Below are 16,619 nucleotides of genomic sequence, written 5' to 3'. Positions count from 1 at the left end.
CAGGGCGATGCGGTAGAGCGCGGCGTTGGCGGCCCGGTCGCCGCCCCGGGACAAGCGGTGACGGTTGGTCCTGCCGCTGGAGGCGGGGACCGGAGCGGCTCCGCAGAGAGCCGCGAAGGACGCCTCGGTCCGCATCCGCTCAGGATTGCCTCCCGCGGTGATCAGCAGCTGTGCCGCGGTGTCGGGGCCGACTCCGTAGGCGGCCCGCAGCCCCGGGTTGCCCGCGGTGGTCTCGGCGTCCAGGGCCCGGGTCAGCATCTCGTGCTCGGCGGTGAGCTCTTTGACACGGCGGGCGAGACTCTTCAGCGCGGTAAGGACGGCGACGTGGAGCGCGTCACCGGCCGGCCTCAGCCGGGCCAGGGCCTCGGTGCGGTCTGCTCCCTTGAGCTGCCCGTATTTCGCGCGGACGGTCTCTGGGGCGGTGATGAGGACGTGACCGATCTGGTTGAGTGCGGCGGTGCGTGCCTTGACCGCCGAGCGGGCGGCGTTGCGCAGGGCGCGTATCCCGGCGACCGTGTCGTCCTTGGGGGCGCTGTCGGCTCGTCCGGACAGGGCGGCGCGGGCGGCGGCGTAGGCGTCGATCGGGTCCGACTTGCCGGTGCGCCGGCGTTCGGCCCTGTCGGGGCGGTTGACCTCGATGACCCGGTGCCCGTGGGAGCGGGCGGTTCGGGTGAAGCCGGCTCCGTAGGAGGAGGTGCCTTCCACACCGATCGCGATCACTTGGCCGTGTGCGGTCAGGAAAGCCAGGGCCGCCGCGTATCCGGCGGCGGTGGTGGCGAATTCGGCGTCCGCGAGATGACCGCCGATGTCGCTGATGACAGCGACATGGACCGTGTCGGCGTGGGAATCGACTCCGCCGAACACATGCTGGTCCGCAGTGTGCTCCGTGACCCTCGATGTCATGCTGATGATGCCTTCCAACCGGAGGTAGGCACCGGTCGGGTGGCGCAGACAGGACATTGAAGGGGCTTCTGGCCAAGCTCCTATCAGGTCATGTTCCGCCCGGCCGGAGCCGTGAGGAAAGGTCCCGGCGGCCGGACAGTACAACCGGAAGACAGCCCAGCAGGGCGTCAGTCAGACCCTGAGCCACGGCCACCGGAACCTCAGTATCAGCATCAATGTCAGACCCGGCTGGCAGGATCGGTGATCATGACGCACACCGAACGCCCCATGCCGCCCCTGAACGCCGACGAGCGCACCAACCTGGAGAGCTGGCTCGACTTCTACCGGGCCACCGTGGCCGTGAAGTGCGAGGGCCTGGCCGACGAGCAGGTCCGCGACGCCTCCGTGCCACCGTCGCCGCTGACGCTGATGGGACTGGTCCAGCACCTGACAGAGGTCGAGCGAAACTGGTTCCGCCGGGTGCTCGCCGCCGAGGACGCCCCGCCCGTCCACGCCGCACCGGCCGGTTCCGGTGGCCAGGACGGGGGCTTCGAGGTCTCCGCCGACGCCTCCTTCGCACGGGCCCTCGCCGCGTGGCAGGACGAGATCGCCGTGTCCCGTGCCAACTGTGCCGCGCGGGCGCTGGAGGACACCGCACCCTTCATGGGCGGCGAGGTGAGCCTGCGGTGGATCTACACGCACATGATCGGTGAGTACGCCCGCCACAGCGGCCACGCCGACCTGCTGCGCGAGCGGATCGACGGCAGTACCGGAGCGTGACGGCAGGGCGCGCGGGCAGGGACGGGGCCACGGCGACGCGCAACCGCGTGCGTCGACCACATGCGCCCGGCCCGTCACCCGTGAGCGGTGTTTCGTCGCGCCCGCCCGAACGGGCCGCGCGGCCGGATGTCAGGATGGTTCCATGACGAGCAAGGTTTACTTCGACATCACCATCAACGACGAGCCCGCCGGGCGGATCGTCTTCAACCTGTACGACGACGTCGTTCCCAAGACCGCGGAGAACTTCCGCCAGCTGGCGACCGGCGAGCACGGCTTCGGCTACAAGGGGTCGTCCTTCCACCGGGTCATCCCCGAGTTCATGCTCCAGGGCGGTGACTTCACCCGTGGTGACGGCACCGGCGGCAAGAGCATCTACGGCGCGAAGTTCGACGACGAGAACTTCAAGCTGGCGCACACCAAGCCCGGCCTGCTCTCCATGGCGAACAGCGGCCCGAACTCCAACGGTTCGCAGTTCTTCATCACGACCATCGTGACCTCGTGGCTGGACGGCAAGCACGTGGTGTTCGGCGAGGTCGCCGACCAGGAGAGCCTGGACCTGGTCACCAAGATCGAGGGTCTCGGCTCGCAGAGCGGCCGGACCAAGGCGAAGGTCACCATCGCCGACTCCGGGGTTCTCTGATCCCGACCCGCTGGCTGAACAGCTGACCGGACGCGCCGGCCGACGAACACCGTCGGCCGGCGCGTTCGTCGTACCGGGGCTTCCGCGACCGGCGCCGGCGCTGCCGGCCACACCCTCCCACGCTGTCAACGGAAGGTTGACGGTACGGCACTGTCAACCTAAGGTTGACGCATGACGAAGCCAGTGGTTCCCACGCATCCGGTCCGTCTCGACGACCTCATCGAAGCCATCAAGAAGGTCCACCCCGACGCCCTCGACCAGCTCCAGGACGCCGTCATCGCCGCCGACCACCTCGGCGACGTGGCCGACCACCTGATCGGCCACTTCGTGGACCAGGCACGGCGCTCCGGCGCCTCCTGGACCGAGATCGGCAAGAGCATGGGGGTGACCCGGCAGGCGGCGCAGAAGCGGTTCGTCGCCAAGGGCCCCGGCGAGCCGACCGACCTCGACCCCAGCCAGGGCTTCGGCCGTTTCACCCCCCGCGCGAAGAACGTCGTGATGGCGGCGCAGAACGAGGCGCGCGCCGCGGGAAACAGCGAGATCGGGACCGAGCACCTCGTACTCGGGCTGCTCAGCGAGCCGGAAGGGCTTGCGGCGGCGTTCATCAAGGCACAGGGAGTGGCTCTGGACACCGTCCGCCAGGAGGCCACCGCCGCGCTCCCGGCCGCCTCCGAGGAGGAGCTGCCCGAGCTCCTCCCTTACAACGCCGGTGCCCGCAAGGCGCTGGAGCTCACCTTCCGCGAGGCCCTGAGGATGGGGCACAACTACATCGGGACCGAGCACATCCTGCTCGCGCTGCTGGAGTACGAGGACGGCGCGGGACTGCTGACCGGCCTCGGCCTCGACAAATCGACCGCCGAGACGGCCATCACCGAGGCGCTCACGCTCATCGTCGCCGCACACGAGAAGGGCTGACTGCCCGGGGCCAGTGCCACGGCGCGTGCCGCGCGGCCGATGCGGGGCGGGCGCCGCGTACCGGCCGCGCGGCGGAACGGGACGGCCCGCCGCACGTGTCGCGGCCCGGAGTCCCGTACCTGCATCTACGTTCTCGAGTTGGACACGAGGGACGCGGCGCGCCCCGGCCGAAACGGCCCGTCCCCTGCTCCGGGAGAACGCATGGCCCCGCCCAGCGCCAGCACGTACGCGGCACCGGAGAAATCGCGCGGGGGACGGCTGCTGCGGCTGGGCGAGTGGTGTGCCCGCCACTCCGTCGTGGTGATCATCGCCTGGGTGGTCGCCCTCGGCGGGCTGCACGCCCTCCAGAGCGCGTTCGGGGGGACGTACTCCGACGACTTCAACCTGCCCGGCACCCAGTCGAACACGGGCGCCGAGCTGCTGAAGGCACACGATCCCGCCGCGGGCGGCACCGGTGCGCAGGTGGTCCTGCACGATGCGCAGAAGCCCCTGACCGATGTGCGGAGCCAGGTCGACCAGGTGGTGGGCAACCTCCAGAAGCTGCCGCATGTGCTGTCCGCCCAGAACCCCCTGCCGTCCTCGTCCTCCTCGACGTCCACCGCACTGTCCAAGGACGGCACGATCGGGTACATCACCGTGCGGTTCGACGTGAATCCGACCTCGTTGGACGACGCCTATCTCCACCAGGTCGACACGGCGGTGAAACCGCTGCGCAGCGCCGGGGTGGACGTCGAGTACGGCGGACCGCTGGGGGAGCTCGCCAGGCCCGAGACCAAGGACCTGACCAGCGAGGCCATCGGTTTCGCCGTCGCGGTGGTCGTCCTGCTCATCGGATTCGGCAGCGTCGCCGCCGCCGGCGTCCCGCTGCTGACCGCGCTCATCAGCGTGATCGTCGGGCTGAGCATCCTGTCGCTGGTGGCCGCAGCCACCACGTTCGCGAGTGTGTCCCCCACGCTCGCGACCATGATCGGGCTGGGGGTCGGGATCGACTACGCCCTGTTCCTGATCACCCGTCACCGGCAGCTCGTCATGGACGGCGGCGATCCGGTCCGGGCCGCCGGCCGGGCCGTGGCCACCAGCGGGCGTGCCGTGCTGGTCTCCGGCTGCACTGTCATCGTCGCGCTGGCCGGGCTGTACGTCTCCCGGGTGAGCTTCATCGGCAAACTGGGGGCCGCGGCCACGGTCACCGTCATCACCGCGGTCATCGGCGCGGTCACCCTGGTCCCCGCCCTGCTCGGCCTCATCGGCAGGCGTATCGACCGCTACCGGGTACGGCCGCCGGTCGCGGAGGGCGGGGCCGTACCCGGGACCCCCTCGCAGGGCGGCTGGCACCGCTACGCCCAGCGGGTGGAGCGGCGGCCCTGGTGGTTCCTGCTCGCCGGGCTCGTCGTGGTGGGGGTCCTGGCGATCCCGCTGTTCTCCATCCGCCTCGGGCACATCGACGACGGAGCTGATCCGGCGAGCTTCACCGACCGGCGCGCCTTCGACCTGATCTCCACCGGTTTCGGGCCGGGTGCCAACGGCCCGTTCACCCTGGTCGTCGATCAGCGGGCGGTGCCCGGCGCGGACCGCTCAGCGCTGGCGAGCAGTCTCTAGAAGGCCCTCACCGATGTCCCGGGCGCGGCCAGTGTGAGCCCGCTCCGGGCGACGGACGACGGAGCGCTGCTCATCGGCGACGCCGTCTCGAAGCAGGCCCCGCAGGACGCGGGCACGACCACGCTGTTCAACCACCTCAAGGACGACGTCCTGCCGAAGGGCGTGTCCGGCACCGACGCGTCCACCTACGTGACCGGAACGACCGCGGCCCAGGAGGATTTCCTCGACATCATCGTCAGCCGCCTCCCGCTCATCATCGCCGTCGTGGTCACTCTGGCCTTCGTCATCATCCTGATCGTGTTCCGCGGTGTCCTGGTGGCGCTGAAGGCCGCCGCCCTCAACCTGCTGTCGATCGCCGCCTCGTACGGGGTGGTGGTGGCCGTCTTCCAGTGGGGCTGGGGCGGGCCCTCGCTGGGCGTCTCCGGGACGGTGCCCATCGAGAGCTATGTGCCGATGATGATGTTCGCGATCGTCTTCGGTCTGAGCATGGACTACGAGGTGTTCCTGATCGCCCGCGTGCACGAGGCCTGGCTGCGCACCCGGGACAGCAAGGGCGCCGTGGCACACGGGCTGGAGATCACCGCCCGGGTGATCACCTGCGCCGCGCTGATCATGGTCAGCGTGTTCGCCGCGTTCATCCTCAGCGACACCATCGTGGTCAAGATGCTGGGCCTCGGGCTGGCGGTCAGTGTGCTCGTCGACGCCACGATCGTCCGGCTGCTGCTGGTACCCGCCGTGATGACGCTGCTGGGCCGCAGCGCCTGGTGGATCCCCCACTGGCTGGACCGGGTACTCCCCCACATCGACACCGAGGGCGAGCCGGCCGCGCCGTGACCGGTTCCGTGCCGGTCGGAGCGAGGCGTACACCGCCTCGGTCAGTGGTGCCGTCCTGCGCGGATCGTCGCCGCAGGCCGGGCGCGCGCCGTGCCCTCAGCGGGCTCCGGTTTCGAGGCGGAGGCTCCAGCGGCGGGGCAGACCGGTCAGCGTGACGGTGGAGAGCGGGCGGACGTCGAGGTTCCAGTACGTCGAGGGCGGGGCCCGCAGCGCGTACACGAGAGCGGCCCGGACGACGGACGGTTCGGCGACGGCGACGATCGACCCGTCGCAGGCGGGGCGGGTGTCCAGCCAGCCGCCTATCCGGGAGATGAACGCGAGCAGCGGTTCACCGCCGTGCGGCGCGGACCGCGGGTCCGCGAGCCAGGCGTCCACGGCCGCCGGTTCGCGCGCCGTGACATCCGCGAGCGTGCAGCCGCGCCACCGCCCCATGTCACAGTCGCGCAGCGCGGGCTGGACCATCGGGGCGAAGCCGAGTGCCTGGCCGGTGGCGCGGCTGCGAGCGGTCGGTGAGCAGTAGCGCAGCTCGGCAGCCCCCAGGGGTATCAGGGCCGCGGCGGCGAACTGCACCTCGTGCCAGCCGGCCTCGTCGAGCGGCCGGTCGTCGTCGAAGCGCTCACCGAGGGGGGAGGAGTTGCGCGCCGCGGCGACGAGTGAGACTCGAACACTCATGGCCGCGATCGTGGAGCCGATCGCCCCGCAGGTCAAGAGCGCGGGCGGAAGCGCTTCCGGGTCAGCCGAACGTGAGGGACATCCACTTGTCCGGGTTGTCGAGCGGCTTGAAACCGACCTTCTCATATACGCCGTGGGCGTCATCCGTGGCGAGCACGATCCTGCGGACCCCGGCCTCGGCGAGGTGGTCGCGCGCCGCGGCGACGATCCTGGCGCCGAGTCCGTGGCCGCGGGCTGCGGGGTCGACGTACACGTCGCAGAGCCAGCCGAAGGTGACGTGGTCGGTCACCACCCTGGCGTACGCGGCCTGTTCGCCCGAAGCGAGGTCGTAGGCGCCGAAGTTGAGCGAGCCGGCGATGGCCAGATCCTGGCGCTCCCTGGTCCGGCCGAGTGCCCAATAGGCGTCGCTGGAGAGCCAGTTGTGAATCCTGGACGCATCCAGCCGGGACGGGTCGGACGAGATCTCGTAACGCTGCTGGGGAGTTTCCGTCATGCCCGGAGTCTAGGGTCTCGTCTCGATCAGGCCGGGCTCGCGGGGGCCGGCGCATCGAGAGCGCCCGCCCAGGCCGCGTGCAGGCGTCGCACGCCCTCGGCGATCTCGGCCGTTCCGGCGACGGCCGCGTAGCTCAGCCGGACGTGGGGCGCCGGGGGTTCGGCGCAGAAGTACGGGCGTCCCGGCGCGATGGCGACCCCGGCGCGCAGGGCCGCCGAGACCATGGCGGACTCGTCGGCACCGGCTCCGGTGCCGGGCAGGCCCACCCAGAGGCTGCCCCCGCCCACGGGAATGTGCGGGAGCGCCAGAGCGGGCAGATCGCGGCGGAGCGCCACGGTCATCGCGGTGCGACGGGCCCTCAACTCGGCCGAGAGGGAGCGTAGATGGCGGCTCCAGGCCGGTGTGCCGACGAGTTCGAGCGCGGCCTCCTGGAGCGGCCGGGGGACGAAGAAGCTGTCGACGACCTGGATGGCACGCAGCCGTTCGAGTACCGGGCCGCGGGCGGCGAGGGCGCCCACTCTGAGGCTGGGCGAGGTCACCTTGGTGAGGGAGCAGACGTGGACGACGACCCCATCGGGGTCGTCGGCGGCCAGCGGTCGCGGCAGCGGTCCTGCGTCGTCGTGGACGAGCCGCCGGGCGAAGTCGTCCTCGACGACGAACGCGCCCGCCTCCCTGGCGATCCGGACGACCTCGGAGCGCCGGGCCGGGGCCAGGACCGCGCCGGTCGGGTTCTGGAACAGCGGCTGGCAGACCAGGACCCGGGCGCCGGTGGCCCGGAAGGCGGCGGTGAGCAGTTCCGGCCGTACGCCGTCGGTGTCGGCCGGCACCGGCACGGGCCGCAGCCCGGTGGCCCGCGCCACCGCCAGCATGCCCGGGTAGGTGGGCGATTCGACGAGCACCGGGGCGCCGGGCGGGGCGAGTGCCCGCAACGCGGTGGCCAGGGCGCTCTGGCCACCGGCGGTGATCAGCACATCGGCGGCGGTGAGCGCGGGCCCGATCTCACGGGCGAACCAGGCGCGCAGTTCGGTCAGCCCCTCGGTGGGCGGGCGGCCCCAGGCGCCGGGGCGCCGGCCGGCCCGCGCGAGTGCGGCGGCGAGGGCGCGTTCGGGCTGGAGCGAGCTGTGCAGGTAGCCACCGTTGAACTCGACGACGCCCGTGGCCGGGGCCGCCAGGGTGGCCAGAACACCCGAGGCGTCGACCGTGCGCGGTACGACCTCGGGCCCGCCGTCACCACTGAGCGACACCTCCTGCCACGAGGTGTCACCGGGCCGCGGCGCGCCGGCGCGCGGCTGAGCCCGGAACGCGCCCGCGCCGGGGCGGGTGGTGACGAGCCCTTCCGCGGCGAGCTGCGCGACGGCCCGCGAGACGGTCACGGGACTCGCCCGGAAGCGCTCCACCAGGGCACGGCTGGACGGCAGCTTCTCACCGGGCGAGTAGCGGTTCAGTTCATCCCGAAGACAACCGGCCAGATCCGCCACACTGCTACGCTCATGCATGAAAGAAGAGGATAGCGCTACTCCCAGCAGCACGATAGCGGTCGGCCCGGCAGCGGACGGCCCCGCCCGCGCCCCGGTGCAGGACGCGGCAGGCGGTGGCCCCGGGGGCCGGCCGGCGGGCCGGAGCGGGACACTGCTCGCCGGACTCGGAGTGGTCGCCTTCTCGCTGACCTTCCCGTCGACCGCGTGGGGCCTGGAGAGCTTCGGCCCCTGGTCCCTGGTGGCATTGCGCAGCCTGCTGGCGGCCGTGATCGCCGGCAGCGTGCTCCTCGTGACCCGGGTGCGGGTGCCCGAGCGCCGGCACTGGGCGGGGCTGGCCGTCGTGGCGGGCGGTGTGGTGGTGGGGTTCCCGCTGCTGACGACGCTGGCGCTGCGGACGTCGACGACCTCGCACGCGGCCGTGGTGGTGGGGCTGCTGCCGCTGACCACGGCGGTGTTCGCCTCCGTGCGCACCGGATCGCGCCCGTCCCGTACGTTCTGGATCGCGGCGGTCACCGGCGCGGGCGTGGTGATCGCCTTCACGGTGCTGCAGAGCGGCGGCACGCTCTGCGCCGGGGATCTCTACCTGTTCGGCGCCCTGCTGGTGTGCGCGGCGGGGTACACCGAGGGCGGCAGGCTGGCGAAGGTCATGCCGGGATGGCAGGTGATCGGCTGGGCGCTGATCCTCACCCTTCCGCTCGCCGTGGCGGGCACCGCACTCGCGCTGCCGTACGAGCCGGTGCGGCTGACCGCGCACGGAGTGATCGGCCTGGTCTGGGTCGCGGCGTGCTCGACCTTCTTCGGGCTCTACGTCTGGTACCGGGGCATGGCGGAGATCGGGGTGGCGCGGGCCAGCCAGCTCCAGCTCGCGCAGCCGCTGCTGACGCTGGTCTGGTCGTACTTCCTGCTCGGCGAGAAGGTCTCGGCAGCCGCACCGGTGGCAGCGGTGGCGGTGCTCGTCTGCATCGCGGCCACCCAGCGCACCGGCGGCGCCGGGGGCGGCGGGTGACCGGCCCGGCCGTACCGCGGGGCCGGTCCGGAGCCTCCCCCATCGGGCGAAGCCGCCGTCCGGACATAGACTTGTCGACATGGACCGCCACCCCGTGAGGAGGTCACACCCGATGGAGGCACACACGGGCGACCGGCTGGTGACGCACGGCAGGACCGTGGGGCAGCAGGACCGGGTCGCAGAGATCGTCGAAGTGCTCGGGGACGGGGGCGCTCCCCCGTACCGCGTCCGCTTCGACGACGGACATGAACATCTCCTGGCCCCCGGCCCCGACAGCGTCGTCCGGCACGAGGCCGCCCCCGGCCGGGTCCCGGGACGATAAGGGCCGCCGCACCGCACCCGGCCGGTCAGCCGGGCGGGCGCACCCGCGACCGGTAGTGGTCGGCCACCACCCGCGCCATCGCGCCGATCCGGTCCGCGACCACGACCTTCCCCGAGAAGTAGACGTGGCCGCGGGCCTGGTCGTACCCGGCGGCGAGGTCGATGTGCCGGGAGAGTTCCGCCGGGTCCTGCCAGGCCGCGGGCTGGGCCGGATCACCGGCCTTGTAGAGCGCCTCACCGATGAAGAGGTCGACGCCCGTGCCCCGTACCACCTCGTTCCACCAGGGCAGCAGGACGGCGTAGTCGGCGGCGGCGAAGCCGATGTTCCAGTAGAGCTGCGGGCAGATGTAGTCGATCCAGCCCTTCTTGATCCAGCCGCGGGTGTCGGCGTACAGATCGTCGTAGGTCTGCACCCCCGCCGCGCTCTTCGAGCCGAGCGGGTCTGTGGAGGCGTTGCGCCACACGCCGAACGGGCTGATACCGAACCGGACCGCCGGCTTGACCGCCTTGATCCGCTGTGCGGTCTCCTGAACCAGTTTGTCGATGTTGGCGCGCCGCCAGGCCGCCTTGCTCGCGAAGCCCGCGCCGTACTTCTCGTACGCGGCCCCGTCCGCGAAGGACTGCCCGGCCACCGGGTACGGGTAGAAGTAGTCGTCCCAGTGGACCGCGTCGATGTCATAGCGGCGGACCGCGTCGAGCATCGCGTCCTGGACGAAGCTGCGCACCTCGGGCAGGCCCGGGTTGTAGTAGAGCTTCCCGCCGTACGGCAGGGCCCAGCCGGGGTGCAGCCTCGCGGGATGGGTGGCGGCCAGCCGGGACCGGTCGGTGTGGTTCGCGACCCGGTACGGGTTGAACCAGGCGTGCAGCTCCAGGCCGCGGCTGTGCGCCTCCCGCACCGCCGTGCCCAGCGGGTCCCAGCCCGGGTCCTTGCCCTGGACGCCCGTGAGGCACGCGGCCCACGGCTCGTACCGGGAGGGCCACAGCGCGTCGGCGGACGGGCGGACCTGGAGGATCACCGCGTTCAGCCGCCGGTCGACGGCCTCGTCGAGGTACGCGATCAGCTCGGCCCGCTGCGCGGCGGCGGACAGTCCCGGTTTCGAGGGCCAGTCGAGGTTGCCGACCGTCCCCACCCACATGCCTCTGAGCTCCCGCCGCAGCGCGTCGCGGGGTCTGCCCACCCGGTCCGTACGCCCCTCACCCGGCCCTGCCGCGACAGCCTCACCGGACTCACCGGCCACGGCGGCCGAGGCCACCGCCGCCACAGCCGCCCCCACCGTCCCGGCCGTACCGGCCACAAAGCTCCTCCTGGCGATTTGCCGCATTTCTTCGTACCTGCCGTCTCTCTGTCGTCGTCCGGACCCACGAAATCAGGGGCCGGGGCTGAGCATGCACGCCCCGGCCCGTGATCCCGTGGAAGGCGCGGAGTAACGTCGTGGGGTCGAGGCGGGGCGCGGAACCGAACGGAAGCCACCGCACGGAGAACAGTGAAAGGCACGAGGTGACGGACCCCATGGCGGACATCGCACGCGTCGGAGTGGTCGGCTGCGGCCAGATGGGCGCAGGCATCGCGGAGGTGTGCGCCCGCAGCGGCCTCGATGTCAGAGTGGCCGAGACCACCGGCGAGGCGCTGGAGATCGGCCGCACCCGGCTCCACAACTCCCTCGCGAAGGCCGCCGAACGCGGCAAGATCACCGAGGAGGAGCGCGACGAGACCCTCGGCCGCCTCAGCTTCACCACCGACCTGGGTGAGTTCGCCGACCGCGATCTCGTCATCGAGGCCGTCGTGGAGAACGAGCAGGTCAAGACTGAGATCTTCCAGGTGCTGGACCAGGTGGTGACCCGGCAGGACGCGATCCTCGCCTCCAACACCTCCTCGATCCCGTTGGTGAAGCTGGCCGTCGCGACCTCACGCCCCGACCAGGTCATCGGCATCCACTTCTTCAACCCGGCCCCGGTGCAGAGGCTCGTCGAGCTGATCCCCGCGCTGACCACGTCGGACGAGACGGTCAAGCGTGCCGAGGCCGTGGTGCAGGACATACTCGGCAAGCACCCGATCCGCGCCCAGGACCGGTCCGGCTTCGTCGTCAACGCACTGCTGATCCCCTACCTGCTCTCCGCGATCCGGATGTTCGAGTCGGGCATCGCCAGCCGCGAGGACATCGACAACGGCATGGAGATGGGCTGCGCCCACCCGATGGGCCCGCTCAAGCTCGCCGACCTGATCGGCCTGGACACCGTGGCCTCGGTCGCCGACTCCATGTACGCCGAGTACAAGGAGCCCCTGTACGCCGCTCCCCCGCTGCTCCAGCGGATGGTGGACGCGGGCCGGCTGGGGCGCAAGACGGGCTCGGGCTTCTACGCCTACTGACCGTCCTACCGGCGGGCCCGGCGCTCACGCCGCCGGGCCCGCCGGGGGCGCATTGCCCGAGGTCAGACCCAAGTGAGGCCCGCGACGCCTCGCCTCCTGCTACCGACCCGGTGCCGTGTCGGAACGCTACGGAGCAGTGGCGTGGGTGGTCGTGACCGAGGTCTTGAGCCTTTCAGCACTGTCACGGCCTTCCGTGCCTGTACCGCGGAAAGCCCCTCGGATGGCCCTCCGACAGAGCTGAAAGTCCCTGAAGAGTCCCTGGCCCCTCCGACTCGAGACCTAGGCATTACGAGACCGTGAGCGTTCGTACTGCGTGGTGCCCGGTCGTGCTGCCGAGTGACGTTACGCCTGATCAGAGCATGTGCGACTGGTTGGTCTGTGCCCCCTCGTGTTAGGTGCGTGGGTGTACTGCTCGTCGGTGACGGGTTCGAGCCAGGTGGTGCCATCTCCGTTGGCGTCGTCGACGACCATGGCGATGTGGGCCATGAGCGTGGTGTCGGTGGCGCCGTGCCAGTGCTCCTCGCCGGGAGGGCACTTGGGGGTCTGTCCGGCGCTCACGCGTGCGACGTTTCCGTCTCGGGTACCGACCAGCCCGATGCCGTCGGTGATGTAGAGGGTCTGGCCGTTGGCATGGGAGTGCCAGTTCGTGCGCGCGCCGGGGGTGAAGCGGACCAGGGCGGAGGCGTAGCGGGCGGGGTCGGTGGGCGTCTCGGTGGGGTTGAGGTAGACGTCGCCGGTGAAGCGCTCGGCCGGGGCTTTGACGGTGGGGCGGAGGTGATGTGTTCCATGGCTGTCTTCCGTTCTCGCTTCAGGGTGGGTGGTGGCGCGCCGGTGTCAGAGGGCGCGTTCGTCGGCGATCTTCTTGAGTTGGGTGATGGCGGTCATGGCGTTGGGCCAGCCGGCGTAGAAGGCCAGGTGGGTGCGGGCCTCGGAGAGTTCCTCGATGCTGAGGCCGTTCTCCAGGGCCGCACCGAGGTGGCAGGGAAGCTGTTCGCTGCGGTAGAGGGCGGCCAGGACGCTGACGGTCACCAGGCTGCGGTCGCGTGGGGACAGGCCGGGGCGTTCCCAGATGTCGCCGAAGAGGACGTCGTTGGTGACATCGACGAGTTTGGGGGCGAGGGCGCGCAGTTCCTCGGGGGCTGACCGCTTCGGCACGGGGATCACTTCTTGGACGGGGCCGTATGGGTTGGTGGGTTCCGGGGTGGTTACTGCGCGACATAGCCGCCGTCGACGGGCAGAGCGACGCCAACGACGAAGCTGGCGCCGGGACTGCACAGCCACAGGACGGCGTGGGCCATTTCCTCTGCGGTGCCGAGGCGACCGATGGGCTGGTTCGCTTCAGCTTCGGCGCGGTCGAGTTCTCCCTTGGCGATCATGTCGCTGACCATGGGGGTGTCGATGGTGCCAGGGCAGATCGCGTTGATTCGAATGCCGCGCGGCGCGTATTCGAGGGCGGCACTGCCGGTCAGACCGATCACGCCGTGCTTGGAGGCGTGGTAGGAGGCGCGGCCGGGGATGCCGACCAGGCCGCCCAGGGAAGAGCAGTTGACGATCGCTCCGCTGCCCTGGGTGCGCATGTGGCGCAGTTCGTGCTTCATGGACGCCCAGATGCCGCGGAGGTTGATGTTGTTGACGCGGTCGAACTGCTCGGCGCTCTCGTCGGCGGCGTCGGTGGGTGGGATCTGGATGCCGGCGTTGTTGTACGCCATGTCGAGGCGGCCGAAGGTCTCCACGGTGCGGTCGACGGCGGCGGCGACCTGGTCCTCGTCGGTGACGTCGCAGACGAGCGCGAGGGCCTGGTGGCCTGCGTCGGTGAGCTGCTTGACCGCGGCCGTCAGGGCAGCTTCGTCGATGTCGGCCAGGCCGACGGCGGCCCCGGATTCGGCGAAGGCGCGCGCGGCGGCCAGTCCCATGCCGGAGCTGGCTCCGGTGACGAAAGCGACCTGGCCGGTGAAGTCGTACGTGGGGTTCATGGGTGCGGCTCCTTGAGCGGGGGCTTTGGTGGGTCAGACGGTCTGGCCGCCGTCGACGACGAGCGCGGTGCCGGTGGTGAAGGCGGCATCGTCGGAGCACAGCCACAGCACGGCGGAGGCGATCTCCTCGGGCATTCCGAGGCGGCCGACGGGCTCGTCGGCGATCAGGCCGGCGCGACCGCCGGGGCGGCTGTCGCCGAAGCGGCGGATCATCTCAGTGTCGATAATGCCGGGGCACAGGGCGTTGATACGGATGCCGTCGGCCGCATGGTCGAGGGCCGCGGAGCGGGTGAAGCCGATGACGCCGTGCTTGGCGGCGGCGTAGGCGGCCTGGCCCTTGAAGCCCTTGACACCGGCACCGGAGGAGACGTTGACGATGGCTCCGCCGCCGTCCTGCCGGAGCATCTGCCGGATCTGGGCCCTGGTGCACAGGAACGCACCGGTGAGGCTGACGCCGAGGATGCGGTCCCAGTCGTCCTTGTCGGTGTCGGCGGCGGACTGGACGGGCTGCTCGACGCCGGCGTTGTTGAACGCGGCGTCCAGGCGCCCGAACTGCTCTACGGTCTGGCCGACGGCGGCCTGGACGTCTTCTTCGCTGGTGACGTCGCAGGTGAGGGTGAGGGCTTTCCCGCCGTCGGCCTCGATGAGGCGAGCGGTCTCGCGCAGTCCGTCGGCGGACCGGTCGACGAGGGCGACCTGAGCGCCGGCACGGGCGAAGGCGAGGGCGGTGGTGCGGCCGATGCCGGAGGCGGCACCGGTGACGAACGCAGTCTTGCCGTGGAAGTCGTAGGTGACGTTCATGTGAGTTTCTCCTTCGATGGCCGAGCCGTGGCCCGTGTTCGGGCGGATGTCAGTGGTGTGCCGGTGTAGAGGCGTCGTCTCGCACAGCCGCTGGAATGGCGCGCTGGGCGACGCCCCGCCTGCCACTGAGTGCGAGCGTTATAAGCGGAAACAGGGTGAGCGCGGCGAAGACGGCGCCGACCAGGGCCGGCCCGGTCAGGCCGAGGGAGGAGCCCAGGGCCACACCGGCGATGGCGGATCCGGCGGCGACGCCGGTGTTGTAGGCGGAGGTGGTCAGGCCCGAGGTGAGAGTGGGGGCGTCGCCGGCGGCACGGACGGCCAGGGAGGTGACGACCGGGTTGACGGTGAACCCGGTCAGGGCCATGAGAAAGACCAGGAGCACGGCCGCGACGGGTCCGGTCGACAACGGGATCAGCAACAGCAGCACCAGGGCGGTGGCCGCGGCGGCGGGGACGGCAGTGGCCATGGGGCGGCGGTCCCCGAGCCGGCCGCCGATGGCGGTGCCACCCAGAGCGCCGACGCCGAAGGCGACCAGGACCAGCGGGACGGCGCCTTCCCGGATGCCGGCGCGGTCGGTCAGCACCGGGGTGATGTAGGTGTACGTCGCCAGGACACCGCCCATGATCAGCGCAGCGGCGGCCAGGGCCAGCCACAGCCGGCCCTGCCGCAGGGCCCGGATCTCCGCCCGTACCGACACGTCGGCGAGTTGCTCCGTTCGAGGGATGAACCGGCCGACGAAGACGGCGGCCAGGGCGGCCAAGGCCCAGAAGGGGCCGCGCCAGCCGGCCAGCCGGCCGGCGAACGAACCGATCGGTACGCCGATGACGTTGGCCAGGGTCAGGCCGCCCATCATGACGCCGACGGCCTTAGTGGAGTTGGCAGGACCCGCGGCGGCAGTGGCGATGACGAACCCGACGGCCCAGAACGCGCCGGTGGCCAGGGCTGTGACCACGCGCGAGACGAGGACGACCGTGAAGGAGCTGCTGAGGGCGGCGACAACGTGCCCGCCAGCGAAGACCGCGAGGGCAGGACCAAGGTCTTGCGCTGCGGCAGGCGCAGGGTGGCCAGTCCCATGGCCGGCCCACCGATGATCATGCCGATGGCGAATGCGGTGATCAGCAGGCCCGCCTGGGAGACGCTGACGCCGAGGTCACCGGCCATTTCCGGCAGCAGGGCCAGCGATGACGAACTCGGTGGTGCCCATCAGGAACGTACCGGCGGCGAGCACCCAGACGACGAAGGGCAGCTTGCCGTGGGCGGCTCCGGCTGGGAAGGACATACATGTGCTTCTTTCCGGAAGAGTGGCTGACTAGGTCAGGAGGTGGGTTCGATGGTGATGCGCTCGGCTCGGCCGAGCTGATCGGCGCCGACGTCGAGGCGGCCGAGGATGAGGAGATCGTCCGAGGCGGAAGGCCCGTTCTGGTTGAAGAGGGCCAGGTTGCCCCAGGGCGCGTAGTAGGCGATGTCGCCGACCTTGGCTGCGGCCGGTGCGGGGGCGCCGTCGGTGGTCAGCTTGCGCGGCAGGTCCGCGACCCGCTCCGTGCCGTGGAAGTCCTCCAGGTCCAGGGCGAGCGGGAGCAGCTCGGCGAAGTCGCGGGCGGCGGGGCTGTCGTTCAAGGTGGCGTCGACTGGGCGCCCGTCGAGGGTGACCCGGATGTCCATGGAAGCGCTCCCCTCGGAGGTGGACGGTGTGGTGGATGCCGCCGTCTCCTGCCGCCCCGAGGACGCGGGGGAGGTGGAGGTGGCGGGCGGGGTGGCTTCTTGTGAGTTGCTGGAGCAGGCGGCTACGGCCAGCAGCAGGGCAGCTGCCGGAGCGACGCGGACCAGACCGCGACGGGCCGCGGGATTCATGAGGACATC

At 71.2% G+C, this 16,619-nt stretch carries 16 protein-coding genes and 3 pseudogenes; 7 read left to right on the top strand and 12 right to left on the bottom strand.

The genetic code is table 11. The annotated features are described in order from the left end of the window. A partial coding sequence (locus AB0I52_RS20875) for an IS110 family transposase (protein ID WP_363074614.1) occupies positions 1-903 on the bottom strand: 903 nt, incomplete at its 3' end. 246 nt (positions 904-1,149) lie between these two features. On the opposite strand from AB0I52_RS20875, the gene AB0I52_RS20870 reads away from it, so the two are divergent. From AB0I52_RS20870 to AB0I52_RS20855, 4 genes and pseudogenes are all read left to right on the top strand, one after another. Continuing rightward, entirely contained in the window at positions 1,150-1,662 is a 513-nt protein-coding gene (locus AB0I52_RS20870; protein ID WP_363074612.1) for a DinB family protein, read from the top strand. Between the two features lie 142 nt (positions 1,663-1,804). Further along, positions 1,805-2,302: a peptidylprolyl isomerase gene (locus tag AB0I52_RS20865; protein ID WP_123468564.1), complete on the top strand. Its 498-nt coding sequence runs from the start codon at positions 1,805-1,807 to the stop codon at positions 2,300-2,302. Between the two features lie 171 nt (positions 2,303-2,473). Beyond that, positions 2,474-3,217 carry a Clp protease N-terminal domain-containing protein gene (locus tag AB0I52_RS20860; RefSeq protein ID WP_363074610.1) on the top strand — a complete coding sequence of 248 codons (744 nt, stop codon included), beginning with the start codon at positions 2,474-2,476 and terminating at the stop codon, positions 3,215-3,217. A gap of 201 nt (positions 3,218-3,418) precedes the next feature. Beyond that, positions 3,419-5,647, top strand: a pseudogene (locus AB0I52_RS20855) (MMPL family transporter). 96 nt (positions 5,648-5,743) lie between these two features. On the opposite strand, the gene AB0I52_RS20850 reads toward AB0I52_RS20855, so the two are convergent. From AB0I52_RS20850 to AB0I52_RS20840, 3 genes are all read right to left on the bottom strand, one after another. Next, entirely contained in the window at positions 5,744-6,319 is a 576-nt protein-coding gene (locus tag AB0I52_RS20850) for a histidine phosphatase family protein (protein WP_363074608.1), read from the bottom strand. Between the two features lie 61 nt (positions 6,320-6,380). Next, positions 6,381-6,812 (bottom strand): GNAT family N-acetyltransferase, encoded by a 432-nt coding sequence (locus AB0I52_RS20845; RefSeq protein WP_363074606.1) that lies wholly within the window; start codon positions 6,810-6,812, stop codon positions 6,381-6,383. Positions 6,813-6,838: 26 nt separating this feature from the next. After that, a complete protein-coding gene (locus tag AB0I52_RS20840) occupies positions 6,839-8,308 on the bottom strand; it encodes a PLP-dependent aminotransferase family protein (RefSeq protein ID WP_363074604.1) in 1,470 nt (489 codons plus the stop codon). Here AB0I52_RS20840 and AB0I52_RS20835 point away from each other — a divergent pair. Beyond that, positions 8,307-9,296 carry a DMT family transporter gene (locus tag AB0I52_RS20835; protein WP_363074602.1) on the top strand — a complete coding sequence of 330 codons (990 nt, stop codon included), beginning with the start codon at positions 8,307-8,309 and terminating at the stop codon, positions 9,294-9,296. The genes AB0I52_RS20840 and AB0I52_RS20835 overlap by 2 nt on opposite strands. A gap of 112 nt (positions 9,297-9,408) precedes the next feature. Then, positions 9,409-9,618 (top strand): DUF1918 domain-containing protein, encoded by a 210-nt coding sequence (locus AB0I52_RS20830; protein WP_363074600.1) that lies wholly within the window; start codon positions 9,409-9,411, stop codon positions 9,616-9,618. A gap of 25 nt (positions 9,619-9,643) precedes the next feature. On the opposite strand, the gene AB0I52_RS20825 is transcribed toward AB0I52_RS20830, so the two are convergent. Continuing rightward, a complete protein-coding gene (locus AB0I52_RS20825; RefSeq protein ID WP_363074598.1) occupies positions 9,644-10,939 on the bottom strand; it encodes a family 10 glycosylhydrolase in 1,296 nt (431 codons plus the stop codon). 188 nt (positions 10,940-11,127) lie between these two features. Here AB0I52_RS20825 and AB0I52_RS20820 point away from each other — a divergent pair, with 188 nt between their 5' ends. After that, positions 11,128-11,985, top strand: coding sequence for a 3-hydroxybutyryl-CoA dehydrogenase (locus AB0I52_RS20820; protein ID WP_363074596.1), 858 nt, complete (start codon positions 11,128-11,130; stop codon positions 11,983-11,985). A gap of 342 nt (positions 11,986-12,327) precedes the next feature. Here AB0I52_RS20820 and AB0I52_RS20815 read toward each other — a convergent pair. From AB0I52_RS20815 to AB0I52_RS20785, 7 genes and pseudogenes are all read right to left on the bottom strand, one after another. Beyond that, a pseudogene (locus tag AB0I52_RS20815) lies at positions 12,328-12,773 on the bottom strand (cupin domain-containing protein). A gap of 46 nt (positions 12,774-12,819) precedes the next feature. Next, the gene (locus AB0I52_RS20810) at positions 12,820-13,140 is read right to left on the bottom strand and encodes a carboxymuconolactone decarboxylase family protein (protein WP_363074594.1); all 321 of its coding nucleotides are present in this window, start codon (positions 13,138-13,140) and stop codon (positions 12,820-12,822) included. 50 nt (positions 13,141-13,190) lie between these two features. Beyond that, positions 13,191-13,958: a glucose 1-dehydrogenase gene (locus AB0I52_RS20805; RefSeq protein ID WP_363074592.1), complete on the bottom strand. Its 768-nt coding sequence runs from the start codon at positions 13,956-13,958 to the stop codon at positions 13,191-13,193. Positions 13,959-13,991: 33 nt separating this feature from the next. Beyond that, positions 13,992-14,759, bottom strand: coding sequence for a glucose 1-dehydrogenase (locus AB0I52_RS20800; protein WP_363074590.1), 768 nt, complete (start codon positions 14,757-14,759; stop codon positions 13,992-13,994). 49 nt (positions 14,760-14,808) lie between these two features. Further along, a pseudogene (locus AB0I52_RS20795) lies at positions 14,809-15,920 on the bottom strand (MFS transporter). Continuing rightward, on the bottom strand, positions 15,910-16,038 hold the full coding sequence (locus AB0I52_RS20790; protein WP_363074588.1) for a hypothetical protein: 129 nt from the start codon (positions 16,036-16,038) through the stop codon (positions 15,910-15,912). The pseudogene AB0I52_RS20795 and the gene AB0I52_RS20790 overlap by 11 nt, the downstream one beginning before the upstream one ends. A 35-nt stretch (positions 16,039-16,073) precedes the next feature. Then, positions 16,074-16,610 carry a cyclophilin-like fold protein gene (locus tag AB0I52_RS20785; protein WP_363074586.1) on the bottom strand — a complete coding sequence of 179 codons (537 nt, stop codon included), beginning with the start codon at positions 16,608-16,610 and terminating at the stop codon, positions 16,074-16,076. Positions 16,611-16,619: the final 9 nt, after the last annotated feature.

Source organism: Streptomyces sp. NPDC050423, assembly GCF_040655445.1.
Classification (GTDB): domain Bacteria; phylum Actinomycetota; class Actinomycetes; order Streptomycetales; family Streptomycetaceae; genus Streptomyces.
Note: the sequence above shows the minus strand (reverse complement) of the source record. Positions and strands in the feature narration are given on the sequence as shown.

What these genes read in the sequence shown, in the direction of transcription:
- AB0I52_RS20805 (WP_363074592.1), bottom strand. Translation starts at nt 13,958, where the DNA reads ATGAACCCCACGTACGACTTCACCGGCCAGGTCGCTTTCGTCACCGGA.
- AB0I52_RS20845 (WP_363074606.1), bottom strand. Translation starts at nt 6,812, where the DNA reads ATGACGGAAACTCCCCAGCAGCGTTACGAGATCTCGTCCGACCCGTCC.
- AB0I52_RS20800 (WP_363074590.1), bottom strand. Translation starts at nt 14,759, where the DNA reads ATGAACGTCACCTACGACTTCCACGGCAAGACTGCGTTCGTCACCGGT.
- AB0I52_RS20785 (WP_363074586.1), bottom strand. Translation starts at nt 16,610, where the DNA reads ATGAATCCCGCGGCCCGTCGCGGTCTGGTCCGCGTCGCTCCGGCAGCT.
- AB0I52_RS20865 (WP_123468564.1), top strand. Translation starts at nt 1,805, where the DNA reads ATGACGAGCAAGGTTTACTTCGACATCACCATCAACGACGAGCCCGCC.
- AB0I52_RS20830 (WP_363074600.1), top strand. Translation starts at nt 9,409, where the DNA reads ATGGAGGCACACACGGGCGACCGGCTGGTGACGCACGGCAGGACCGTG.
- AB0I52_RS20790 (WP_363074588.1), bottom strand. Translation starts at nt 16,038, where the DNA reads ATGTCCTTCCCAGCCGGAGCCGCCCACGGCAAGCTGCCCTTCGTCGTC.
- AB0I52_RS20825 (WP_363074598.1), bottom strand. Translation starts at nt 10,939, where the DNA reads ATGCGGCAAATCGCCAGGAGGAGCTTTGTGGCCGGTACGGCCGGGACG.
- AB0I52_RS20840 (WP_363074604.1), bottom strand. Translation starts at nt 8,308, where the DNA reads ATGCATGAGCGTAGCAGTGTGGCGGATCTGGCCGGTTGTCTTCGGGAT.
- AB0I52_RS20860 (WP_363074610.1), top strand. Translation starts at nt 2,474, where the DNA reads ATGACGAAGCCAGTGGTTCCCACGCATCCGGTCCGTCTCGACGACCTC.
- AB0I52_RS20835 (WP_363074602.1), top strand. Translation starts at nt 8,307, where the DNA reads ATGAAAGAAGAGGATAGCGCTACTCCCAGCAGCACGATAGCGGTCGGC.
- AB0I52_RS20850 (WP_363074608.1), bottom strand. Translation starts at nt 6,319, where the DNA reads ATGAGTGTTCGAGTCTCACTCGTCGCCGCGGCGCGCAACTCCTCCCCC.
- AB0I52_RS20820 (WP_363074596.1), top strand. Translation starts at nt 11,128, where the DNA reads ATGGCGGACATCGCACGCGTCGGAGTGGTCGGCTGCGGCCAGATGGGC.
- AB0I52_RS20870 (WP_363074612.1), top strand. Translation starts at nt 1,150, where the DNA reads ATGACGCACACCGAACGCCCCATGCCGCCCCTGAACGCCGACGAGCGC.